General features: G+C 43.8%; 10 protein-coding genes. 3 read left to right on the top strand and 7 right to left on the bottom strand.

The window, feature by feature from the left end:
* The 7 genes from ACYZZR_RS12380 to ACYZZR_RS12350 form a co-directional block, all read right to left on the bottom strand.
* A complete protein-coding gene (locus tag ACYZZR_RS12380; RefSeq protein ID WP_461534326.1) occupies window positions 1-672 on the bottom strand; it encodes a response regulator transcription factor in 672 nt (223 codons plus the stop codon).
* Window positions 673-871: 199 nt separating this feature from the next.
* Window positions 872-1,855 (bottom strand): hypothetical protein, encoded by a 984-nt coding sequence (locus ACYZZR_RS12375; RefSeq protein WP_461534325.1) that lies wholly within the window; start codon window positions 1,853-1,855, stop codon window positions 872-874.
* Between the two features lie 12 nt (window positions 1,856-1,867).
* The gene (locus ACYZZR_RS12370; protein WP_461534324.1) at window positions 1,868-2,830 is read right to left on the bottom strand and encodes a DUF6175 family protein; all 963 of its coding nucleotides are present in this window, start codon (window positions 2,828-2,830) and stop codon (window positions 1,868-1,870) included.
* A 2-nt stretch (window positions 2,831-2,832) separates the two neighbouring features.
* Window positions 2,833-3,330: a hypothetical protein gene (locus ACYZZR_RS12365; protein ID WP_461534323.1), complete on the bottom strand. Its 498-nt coding sequence runs from the start codon at window positions 3,328-3,330 to the stop codon at window positions 2,833-2,835.
* Between the two features lie 43 nt (window positions 3,331-3,373).
* Entirely contained in the window at window positions 3,374-3,910 is a 537-nt protein-coding gene (locus ACYZZR_RS12360; RefSeq protein ID WP_461534322.1) for a hypothetical protein, read from the bottom strand.
* Between the two features lie 15 nt (window positions 3,911-3,925).
* The gene (locus ACYZZR_RS12355) at window positions 3,926-4,108 is read right to left on the bottom strand and encodes a hypothetical protein (protein WP_461534321.1); all 183 of its coding nucleotides are present in this window, start codon (window positions 4,106-4,108) and stop codon (window positions 3,926-3,928) included.
* A 40-nt stretch (window positions 4,109-4,148) separates the two neighbouring features.
* The gene (locus tag ACYZZR_RS12350) at window positions 4,149-6,068 is read right to left on the bottom strand and encodes a hypothetical protein (RefSeq protein ID WP_461534320.1); all 1,920 of its coding nucleotides are present in this window, start codon (window positions 6,066-6,068) and stop codon (window positions 4,149-4,151) included.
* A 300-nt stretch (window positions 6,069-6,368) separates the two neighbouring features.
* Here ACYZZR_RS12350 and ACYZZR_RS12345 point away from each other — a divergent pair, with 300 nt between their 5' ends.
* The 3 genes from ACYZZR_RS12345 to lpdA all read left to right on the top strand — a co-directional run bounded on the left by ACYZZR_RS12345 (window position 6,369) and on the right by lpdA (window position 11,773).
* Complete coding sequence (locus tag ACYZZR_RS12345; protein ID WP_461534319.1) at window positions 6,369-6,827, top strand: COG2426 family protein; 459 nt, start codon at window positions 6,369-6,371, stop codon at window positions 6,825-6,827.
* A gap of 146 nt (window positions 6,828-6,973) precedes the next feature.
* The gene (locus ACYZZR_RS12340) at window positions 6,974-10,216 is read left to right on the top strand and encodes a cytochrome c biogenesis protein (protein ID WP_461534318.1); all 3,243 of its coding nucleotides are present in this window, start codon (window positions 6,974-6,976) and stop codon (window positions 10,214-10,216) included.
* Between the two features lie 150 nt (window positions 10,217-10,366).
* Complete coding sequence (lpdA, locus tag ACYZZR_RS12335; protein ID WP_461534317.1) at window positions 10,367-11,773, top strand: dihydrolipoyl dehydrogenase; 1,407 nt, start codon at window positions 10,367-10,369, stop codon at window positions 11,771-11,773.
* Window positions 11,774-11,921 lie beyond the last annotated feature (148 nt).

Below are 11,921 nucleotides of genomic sequence, written 5' to 3'. Positions count from 1 at the left end.
TTATATCATTTTATACCCTACTCCGTAAACAGCCTGTATATCGGCATCGGCACCAGCATTTCCGAGCTTTTTACGCAGGTTCTTAATCTGGGAGTACACAAAGTCGAGACTGTCGGCTTGGTCGGTGTGGTCACCCCAAACGTATTCGGCTATAGAAGTCTTGGTCATCAGTCGTTCGGGATTGGTCACAAAGTAATAGAGGAGGTCAAATTCTTTGCGGTTGAGCACAAGTTCCTTCTGCTCTATAAATACCGTTCTGTTTTCGGGATCCACTAGCATGTTGCGCCAAGAAATATGTTGCTCTCCGTGTTGTTTTCTCCGTCGGATAGCCGATTTGACTCTGGCGTTGAGTTCGGCTAAGTGAAATGGCTTTGCGAGATAGTCGTCGGCGCCGAGATCGAGGCCCAAAACCTTGTCGTCTACTGCATCGCGAGCTGAGATGATGATTACAGCATCTTGTTTTTTTAGCTTTTTGATCTCAGTGAGCAAATCCAGCCCATCACCACCAGGCAACATCAGGTCGAGGAGTATGCAGTCGTACTCATAACTTATTATCTTGTCGAGGGCAGTGTGAAAATCGGAAGCCGATTCTACCAGGTGGTTTTCTTTTTCCAATGAGGATTGCATAACCTGTACCAATTCTCTTTCGTCTTCTATAATCAGTATCTTCATAGATGCTAATTTAGGCAAATTACTCCGGTAAAGGTAATGTCCGAATTAGGAAAGATTCTGGAAAGATTTTTAATCCCTAACTAAAAATCCTTTTGTTTAATACTATAAGACAACTTCGGTAAGACCATACAGTTTTTGCTTGATAGGTCTTGCCGTAGTCTTTTGCTTTTATTGCCTTTTGAGTAAACGCCCTTAGATATTACCACCAGTCTCTGATGTTGTACGATGTATATTGTGGTTGGTTTTTGGCGCGTTCGAGGGCGATTTCCCGATAAGACTTCAGTCCTTGCATGTCTACTTTGGTGCGATTGTCTTCTTGTTTGAGAATGAAGTTCCACTCTCTGTTGTCTATCTGTTCTACTTTTCTTCTGACTTCATTGCTAAAGCTTTTTACTTCTCCATAGCAAGCAGCACTAGGATCAATTTGATTGAGATATATCGCGACTTGTGAGGCTGCACTGTAGTTTTGTCCGGAACTCCACGCATTTTTGGCCTGATTGAGTAGTACTTTACAGTTGTAATCGATTTTTTGTTGATACAATGGAGCCGTCATATCGAGAGCCTGATTATAACAATCTCGGGCCACCTCGGGAACGGATATAAGTTGGGCGAGGGCTTCGTCATATCTGTTTTGCCCGGCTAGGGCTTTTACTTCTTTTAGTATAAAATCGCATTCGGTATTGTAGAATTCCAGTATACGGTTTTTGGCATTGGTGAGGAGGGCGGTGAGCTGAGGATCATCGGCTCGGATATTTCGGAGGGCGGCGATATAGGCCTTGGCCTCTGTTTTACCAGCACCTTTGACGGTGATGGCAGATTGCCCGAATTTTTTTCCGCTGATACCATCTCCTACAAATACGGCGACTTCTAAGGTGAGCAGTACCTTTGGAGGTGCTCCAGTCACTACGTGTTTGTCCAGTACAGAGATATTGGGCGTGATAATGAATCTCGGAAAATACCCTCTCGAATCTCCTAAACCATTGGCGGTAACAACTTGTGTTAAACGGCTCTTAAGTTGGTTGGCCGCCGATAAGGGGAGGTAATCTACCTGATCGGAGACGTAGGCAGCGATTGCGATGCGCCCTGTGTCATCCAGCTTTCCCATAGTGTTTTGCGCATAAGACTGTGCTATAAACAGTGTGCATACGAAACAAAGTAATAGAGGTATGAGGTGTTTTTTCATGATTTTGGTATTTTATTTACTGCCCAGAAAAATGGTGGCTTCACCCAACCCTCTGGTGGTTAGTTTGTTTTCTATATTGTAAGGATCACTGCGTAAAAATTTGCTCAGTTCGCTGGCAAACCTTCGGGTATCCATAGCCCTTTGGCGTCCGTTGCGCTCAAAAAACATGGGTATGCGTACCTGTTCAAACAACATGGTGTTTTCGGTGGCGTCGGTGGTCGAGAACCTTCCTTTTACCGTATTGTCGGCCATCCAATCTTCTATGATAAATCCGAGTTCTTCAGTGTCCGGTCCATAGGTTGTTTCGAGATCGTTGGGCCAATCGTCCCAGCGTTTGATTCTGAGGGTCACTTCTCGACCATTTTCAAACAGATCGTCGAAGTGATCTTGTAGGGTATTGGCAAAGGGACCTATATACGACTGTACGGCTTCTTCCAGCAATACGGGGAGCTCGGCAGAGAAGGAGGGAGCTCCGGTTCCGGCAGCGGTGGCAATCTGTTTGTTAGAATAGGCATCCAGTCCTTGCAAGTTGAAGGTGACCGACTTTTTCGGTCCGGTTTGGTTTACCGACCAAGTGAGCTGCAGTACGATATCGGCCTTGGCTTGATCTAATATTTGATCTACCGGACTTTCGGCAACTTCGGCTCCAGACGATCTCGAACTCCTAGCGGCGTCGAGTGCGCTGTTCAGTTCTCTGCTCTTGATTACAGTTTCCATGTTTTTTAGCGGAAATCCTCTTTCAGCCATAAGTCCGTTGAGCTTGCTGATTACAAGCAACAAATCGGCATTTTCCTGAAAGGCCCGCTTGTAGTCGGGAATGACTTCGATAGCTCCTTGGTTGTCAAATTCCAAGCTGTATCCGCGGCTGATGCACCAGTTGTCGCTAGGCACTACCATAAGCGTAGGTTTCTTGGCTTGCGAATGGGCAAAGAGTACGCTGAGAATACTAAAAGCAGTGAGTAGTATATTTTTCATGATTATTGTATTATACGATTGTTTTGCAAATGCTTGCGCAATCCTTCCACATCAATTGCAGCGAGGAACTCAAAAACTATTTTGCCTTTGTTTTCCAGTTTCTTTTTGGGAAGTTTATCTTCGGTAAGGGATATAAATTGTCGGTAAGCTCCGTTTTCTCCGTAAAATTCCCTGAAATAAGCGCTGTGTTTTTCTCTGGCATTGGGATCGGAGATAAGCGGAGACTGATTGCAGTCACTATTGCCGTTTCTGATGCCTTTAAACAGTATGTCGTTTACGGCATTGACCAAGGCATTTGCGGTCGCTTGTTCTAGATTCAGCCCGGTGCCACGGGTTTTTACAATATGTGTTCCATCGGAGTTTACGGTAACACACTCGGTATCGTATTGGTAATAACCCGAGATGCTTTCTACGCTTTTGCAAGAGTGTAGTCCGATTAAGGCAAAGACGCAGCTTATCGCGAAGATGAAGCTTTTTTTGATTGGTATTCCTTGTTTCATTTTAGCAATTGTTAGTTTATCCGTTTGGAACTTGTTTGTCGTCTTAAAATCCGGAAGACAAACCGCGTATGATTCCGGCACTCTCCAGTTCCTTGCGCAACAAGTCGATATTTACTGTGACCACTATTCCTATTTTGTATTCTCTTCCATTTCTCCCCACGCGAAAGCGGTCTGTAGCCGCCACGGCGCCGTCGGTGGTAAGACTTACAAACTTCATATACTTGCCGCCTTCGGCAAAGAAGTCATCAAAATACGCTCTCTTTTCTTCTTCCACATTGGCATTTCGTGCCAGTGGCGGCTGAGCTACGCAGCCTCTATCTCCTGCAGGAATTCCTTTAAAAATAACACCGTGAACGGCATTTTTCTTAGATTGTTCTTCCGGGATGTGTTTTCTTCGCGAAAAGGAGTATACCTTTATCAGATACGATCCCTGTCGGCCTACATTGACACACTGAATCTCGTATCTCCAGTTTTGAGTGTCTTCGTCGGCCAGTCTTTTTGCTCGTTTTTGAGCCATAAGTTCGGGCGTTGCAAACAGGAACAGCAGCAGTAGTACAGATTGAAATAAGGTTTTTGACATAACTATCAGTTGTTTTTATCGTGAGGTCTTAAATGTATTTTCAGTAGCAAAGATTTCGTTCTCAACCGGGGTAGAGGTTTTTATTTCAGATGTGTTTTTCGATTTTTTGTACATCCCTCCAGGAGCAAAAATAGCGGCGCAGGAAGAGCACATCACACAGATAATTGCTACCAATGCAATACGGTAAATTCTTTTCATTACAGTTTGTATTATGATGAATAATCACATGGTTTAATCTCTAATTCAATTGCCTGATGAGCATGCCGGAAGCGTATTTGCCCGATTTACCTTTAAAGCGGGTATAGTTTTCCGATAAGTCAGCGCCCTCGGCCTCATCGGCCAGATAAGTATTGTCCCATATATGGTTTTTGTCTACCACAACAATACCTACCCGCTGGTAGGAGGTAGAGCCGTCTTCGTTGAGTATCTGTTCTAGCACCTCAAACTTATCGCCCTTTTCAATGTCTTCTTTAAGTCCGATCTTAGCGCTTATCGGGTCACCACTCAGCAGCGGGGTTTTTACCCTGAACTCTTCAAAAGTGCGCTGTAGTTTTCCGATATTTTTGTCTACGGCTCTAGTGGTGGCAATTTCAATAAGTTGTTCGTTGTTTTTAGCACTGAAGATGGTAGACTGCAGGTTGTTGCGAGACACTTCACTACCCACGTATTTTAGTTTGAAAGCAGTAGATTGGTCAAATGCAGCTTTTTTTTCGGGATCGTAACTGTCTTCATCCATCCAGTATTGACTGTAAAAAGTATTGGCGGTTTGTTCGTCCCACACCAGTTGGTAGAGGTAGGAGGTAGTGCGTACAAAATACCCTTTTCCTACCACATCGGAAGCCATTTTGGCGCCTTGGGCGATATAGCTTAGATTTTCACCTCCGGGAACTACAGAAGCCACACTGGAAAGTGCCGACAGAAAACCACCTCTTTTTTGAGCCTGATCTTGTTTGTTGGTGTACTGATAGTCGTAAACAATAACAAAGGTGTTGCCTATCAGTTCTTCTCCGGCATCTTTGAGAAGTGCTTGTCCTCTTTGCGATTGCATGGCGATTTTGACGTTGAGATCGGAGGCGTTGTACTGCCCTCGCTCGGCTACGAGATCCATATTAAAAGTGCCTTTTTCAGAACGATTAAACCATTTGGCAACGAGCTCCCGCGCCACCTTGTTGGTGTTGAGGTAGTTTTCGATATGAATGGTTTGATCGTCCAGTCCGCCCGAGCCGGGAATGAGATAAGGACCTATGTTGTGATTGTTGAATTTTTCTGATAATTGGGTGTTCCCGAAGGCGTCTTTAATCACTTGATAATGCTCTATGTTGGGGTCGTCTATCATAAGGGTATACAGAGAGCTCCTGCGGTATTTGAGTCCGGAGAGTTCGTCGTGCGAGACTCTGTCAATACGCGTTCTTCCCCCTTCAGGAGTTACAGCAGTCGAATATCCGATAGCAGCCTCGGTCTCGCTGTCTCTCATATATCCGCTTTCTGCCTTTATTTTAAGGATTTCGCGACGAGCTATCTCCCTTAAATTCATGTTGTTGTAATCGATTGCAGTGTCTAATGTGGCTGTTGGTGGGGCATCTGTCGCTGTGGTGTCACTCACCGCATCGAGCACTGTAAGTGCAGCTAAATTGCTAATAGCGCTTAAACCCTGACCGGAAGTGGAAGCTAATAGCTGCCTGGAATCGCCTGCAGCTGGCGCGGTGTGTTTTGTGTAAGTCTTGGCAAGCCTGTCTCGAAACCTAGATTGATTGTCCGACTTTTCCTCCTGTGAAAGGGAGATCCGCTCGTTTTTATTCACCCTTTTTATCACCTTTTGCCGCAGTGCAGCGTTGTTAGTGACATCTAATATCGGGTCTCCTTTGGAGAGATTTACGTTGATGTAGTACTCAGCAGAGGGCTGAACATCTATGGTGATGCCGCGGGCGAAGCCGAGATTAGCCACCATGGCAAATCTGTTTTCGCCCGGTGGTACCTTTATCTCGATATAGTTCTGTTTTTGTTTTAGTTTTCCGAGGTAGTTGTACTCGTGAAAAATATGGGCGGGAGCTCCCGAACCGGCAAAACCGTTATTCCGGGCTATATACACAGTAGCTTCCTGTGAAAAGCCCGAAACAACAGCGATCAGAAAAGTTAATAGGGTAATGGTTCTTTTCATAATTTGGTTTGTTGGTATGGTTTATCGTCGCATAGCTCATAACTTAAAGAAGTAGGTGTTATTCAGTAGGTAAAGATTTGTTTGATTATTCCGGAAACAAACCTATAAAACGATGTTTTACGAAAAAATACCCTCACTAGGGTATTTTTACGGTTTGTCGTATATTTTGATTTGAGGTACGATGACTCTGGCTTGTGAAAGAATTTATTTCGTCTCTGAGATGAAATGTTAAATCTCATATAAATAATAACTCTCGATACTTGTGGAAATGTTTAATTTCTATTTTTGCGAAAAAATGCCGTGATAGCAGATATATTAATAGCCGCACTTTGGAGTATATCCCCTTTCGGAGAAGCGAAAGTAGGGATCCCTTATGCTATTTTTAACCACGTAAATATATACGTGACCTTTGTGGTTTGCTTTTTGGCAAATGTTATGATTTTTCCTTTGATGACTTTCTTTTTGGATCATCTCAATCATTATTTGCTCAAGTGGAAATTCTACAAAAAGACTGCCGTAAAGGTGGCGCGCCGTGTGAAGTTAGGGGCAGGCTCTAATGTGAGTAAATTTGGCTTCTGGGGTATATTGATCTTTGTAATGCTCCCCATTCCCGGAACTGGGGTGTATGCCGGAACTATCGCTTCTTACCTGTTTAGAATGCCTTACAAACAGGCATTTTGGGCCAATACTATCGGTATTTTTCTCTCCTGTGCCATAGTTTTCGGTATGACTGTCGCCACTTATCACGGAACGAGATAAGCTAATTTTGTTTGTTTGCTAGTGTTAAGAATATATTAACATTCTTTTAAGGCTTCTTACTGCTCCTATTGATCCTTAATCTCGTAAAAACGCCCTATTTTTGCATTCGGTAACGGATCAGTGCTACGGCACATAAAAAGCTTGTAATGACAGACTTCTTCAAGAAAACTCTTTTCTCCACCCGTTTAATGGCTGTTCTTTTTGTGGTTTTTGCCACGGCATTGGCCTTTGGTACCTTTATAGAAAGCTGGTACAGTATCACTACAGCGAGAATATGGATTTATAACGCCTGGTGGTTTGAGGCTATTATGGTGTTTTTTGTGATCAATTTTGCGGGAAATATTGTGCGTTACCGTTTGCACAAACGAGAAAAATGGGCCATTTTGCTCATACACTTGTCTTTCCTTTTTATATTGATAGGTGCTTTTGTAACCCGTTACATCAGTTACGAAGGGGTAATGCCTATTCGAGAAGGAAAAACGGCAGATTCTTTCCTGTCTGATAAAACCTATCTCACCGTATTTATCGATGGCGAAATAGACGGCAATCCGATGAGGAAATCTATGAGAGAAGACATTCTGGTGTCTGCCGAGGGTATTCAGTCGAGATTGCCTTGGAAATCCGATTTCAACGGACAGCCTTTTGCCGTATCTTATGTCGGTTATATAGATGGTGCAGAAGAAGGACTTATTCCCGATGAGAGTGGAGATGAATACCTAAAGCTTGTAGAGGCCAGCGGAGGTACAAGGCATGAACACTTTATAAAAAAAGGAGAGGTGAGCAGTATTCACAATATTCTCTTTGCCTTAGACAAGCCTACGGATGGAGCTATAAATATATTTACCGAAGGCGATAGCTATAGCATTTCTACCCCCTTTGAAGGAAATTATATGCGTATGGCCGACCAGCATCGCGATACGGTGTATAAAGATAGTGTGCAACCGCTACAGCTCCGATCGCTTTACAGTCTCGCCAATATGCAGGTGGTTTTTCCCGATCCTTTGGTATGCGGGAGTTATGGAGTTGTAGAGGCAAAAGACAAGAAAAATGCAGTACAAGACGCTATTGTTCTCGATATTACTACGGGAGGAAACACCGAGAGAGTTGAAGTTCTCGGAGGCAAGGGAATGGTAAATCAGCCGAAAACCATTCAGGTCGGAGGGCTCGATTTCCATATTTCTTTCGGTTCTATAGAACTCAAACTGCCTTTTAGCATTACCCTAAACGATTTTATCGCGGAAAAATATCCGGGTACTGAAAATGGATATTCTTCCTTTATGAGTAAGGTTACTGTAAATGACGATCGACCGTTTGATTACGATATTTATATGAATCATATACTGGACCACAAGGGATACCGTTTTTTCCAGGCACAGTTCGACCCGGATGAAAAGGGAACGGTACTCTCGGTGAACCACGATTTCTACGGTACCTGGATTACCTATATAGGATATACACTGCTGTATATAGGGCTTTTAGGAATCATGTTCTACGGGAAAACGAGGTTTAAGAAATTAGGTGAGATGCTGAAAAAGGTAAAGAGTGAAAAGGCGAAAATGGCGGCGACTATAGCCCTCCTCTTTACAAGTGTTGTAGGTTTTGCTCAAGAAGATCACCATCACGAAGCAGAAGTACACCAACACAATACCGAGCTTGAGGCTGTAAGTCAGGAAGAAGAGGTTCATCAGCATACCGTAGCCATACCCACCAAAGAAGAGATAGACTCTATCATTAAGGCGACTACCGTAAGCCAGGAACACGCCGATCGCTTTGGGAAATTGGTGATTCAAGACGATGGCGGACGTATGAAGCCGGTAAATACCTTTGCTTCTGAACTGTTGCGAAAAATAAGTAAAAGCGATCACTACAACGGAATGGACGCCGATCAGACTTTCCTCTCTATGTTGCAAAATCCGGCTGCCTGGTACAATGCAGAGGTGATTTATATGAAAAAAGGCAATGATAGCCTGCACAGGATGATTGGGGTAGAGGAAGGTAAAAAATACGTTAGAGCTATAGACTTTTTCGATGAAAAAGGAAATTACAAGCTGGCGCCCTATCTGCAAGAGGCCTATGCTACCAATGTACCCAATCAATTTCAAAAGGAATTTAAGGAAGTAGATCAAAGACTCGCCCTACTCAACAGAGCGTTGGGAGGGGAGATACTGAAAATTTTCCCCCTGCCTAATCACGAGAACCACAAATGGGTGTCTGCGGTCGATTTTAGAACAGGGCAATACGCTATTGAAGATTCTCTTTATGCCAATTTTATCAATAAGTCAGTTACGCTTTATCTGATGTCGTTGCGTAAGGCGATAGCGACCAACGACTATACCGAGTCTGAAAAAATCTTGGAGGCCTTTGGGCAGAATCAAAAAAATTACGGAGCTGAAGTACTGCCTTCCGACCGCAAGATAGAGGTAGAGGCCATGTACAACAAGGTGAATATTTTTCAAAATCTGCTGATGTGGTATATGGTGGGTGGACTGGCATTGTTTTTCCTTATTGTACTTCGAATCTTTTATGAAAAGAGATTTTTGGACATACTTATCCGTATCGGAAAAATTGGTATAATAGTTCTTTTTGTTCTACATACGGTGGGATTGATTACTCGATCTTATATTTCCGGGCACGCGCCCTGGAGCGATGCCTACGAGAGTATGATTTATGTTGCCTGGGCTACTATGCTGTTCGGATTGATTTTCGGAAGGAAATCGGACCTCACTTTGGCGTCTACTGCCTTTGTGACTTCTATTGTGCTGTTTGGTGCACATATGAACTGGCTCGATCCGGCTATTGCTAACCTCCAGCCGGTGCTCGATAGCTACTGGCTGATGATACATGTGTCGGTAATCGTGGGAAGCTACGGACCCTTTACACTAGGCATGATACTCGGAATTGTAGCCATGTTGCTGATATTGCTCACCAATAGCAGGAATAAGACTAAGATGGACTTACACCTTCGCGAGATTACCATTATCAACGAATTGGCGCTTACTGTCGGGCTTGTCATGCTCACTATAGGAAACTTTCTCGGCGGACAGTGGGCCAATGAGAGTTGGGGGCGATATTGGGGCTGGGATCCCAAAGAAACCTGGGCGCTTATCAGTATCATGGTCTACGCTTTCGTGGTACACATGCGTCTCGTACCCGGACTGAGAGGTCGATTTGCTTTTAACTATCTGTCTATAGTAGCTTACGCTAGTATTATGATGACGTATTTCGGGGTGAATTTCTATCTGGTAGGCTTGCACAGCTACGCCAGTGGAGACAAGATGATTACTCCCGATTTTGTGTATTATACTGCGGTGATAGTGGTGTTGCTTGGGATTGTGACCTACTGGAGGTATCGCATCCATTATGTGGATAAGGAAAAAAAGGCGAGCTAGTTCTCGTAAATAGGTATTTACCGAGGTAAAATAGTTACTGTGGTATCATATTGTTATAAATGTGAGAATAGCTGGGCTTTGGTGTTTTCCTTTGCAAAACATTTGTATTTTTGTCACCGGTAAGTAAAACACATCATCAAAAACCAAATTATGAGTTCATACGATGTAGCCGTTATCGGCTCAGGTCCCGGAGGATATGTAGCAGCCATTCGCTGCGCACAGCTCGGGATGAAAACCGCAATTATTGAAAAATATTCAACTCTAGGAGGAACTTGTCTCAATGTGGGCTGTATTCCTTCAAAAGCCCTGTTGGATTCTTCTCACCACTACGACGATGCCGTAAGACACTTTGAAGAACACGGTATCGAAATTCCAGGAGAGGTAAAGGTAAACCTTGAAAAAATGATCAACCGCAAACAATCAGTGGTAGATCAAACCTGTGCCGGAGTAAAGTTCTTGATGGATAAAAATAAAATCGATGTTTACGAAGGTGTCGGAAGTTTTGAAGACAGCACTCATATCGCAGTAAAAAAAGCTGATGGTAGTGAGGAGAAAATAGAAGCTAAACACACTATCATAGCGACAGGATCTAAACCTTCTAGCCTTCCGTTTATCGATATAGACAAAGAAAGAGTGATTACCTCTACCGAAGCGCTTAAATTGAAAGAAGTGCCTAAACACCTAGTGGTAATAGGAGGAGGAGTAATCGGATTAGAACTCGGACAGGTGTATAGAAGACTGGGAGCTGAGGTGTCGGTGGTAGAGTTTATGGATCGTATTACTCCCGGAATGGACGGAGCGCTTTCTAAAGAACTTACCAAGGTGTTGAAAAAGCAAGGCTTTAAGTTTTATACCGGACACAAGGTGAAAGAGGTAAGCCGCAACGGAGAGACAGTAACCGTTAAAGCCGATGACAAAAAAGGAAAAGAAGTAGTTCTAGAAGGAGATTACTGCTTGGTATCGGTAGGTCGCAGACCTTATACCGACGGATTGAATGCTGAAGCTGCCGGAGTAAAATTGAACGATAGAGGACAGGTAGAGGTAAATGAGCAGCTGCAAACCTCGGCTTCAAATATCTACGCAATAGGAGACGTTATCAAAGGAGCTATGTTGGCACATAAGGCGGAAGAAGAAGGCGTATTTGTAGCCGAAACTCTTGCCGGACAAAAGCCTCATATCGATTACAACCTAATTCCGGGAGTGGTATACACTTGGCCGGAAGTAGCTGCAGTAGGTAAAACCGAAGAACAGCTCAAAGAAGCCGGAGTAGATTACAAAGTGGGACAATTCCCGATGCGAGCCCTCGGTCGTGCGAGAGCGAGTATGGATATAGATGGTTTTGTGAAAATTCTAGCCGATAAAGCTACCGACGAAGTGCTCGGTATCCACATGATAGGAGCGCGTACCGCCGATCTTATCGCCGAAGCTGTTACAGCTATGGAATACAGAGCCAGCGCCGAAGATATTTCGCGTATGAGCCATGCACACCCCACCTATGCCGAAGCGGTGAAAGAAGCAGCCCTTGCTGCAACAGACAACCGGGCATTGCACGTATAGTATTCTCTATTCAGGTACATTCAGAATTAAATAAACATTTGTAATTCAGTGAATTAATCCGTAATTTAGAGAAACAAAACCCCGAAAATTGGCCAAAGTGCCAAAAAACGGGGTTTTTCTATTCTACGTGTCTATGAAATTACAAAGA

Origin of the sequence: Sinomicrobium sp., assembly GCA_029266035.1 — a bacterium.
GTDB lineage: Bacteria > Bacteroidota > Bacteroidia > Flavobacteriales > Flavobacteriaceae > Sinomicrobium.
Note: the sequence above shows the minus strand (reverse complement) of the source record. Positions and strands in the feature narration are given on the sequence as shown.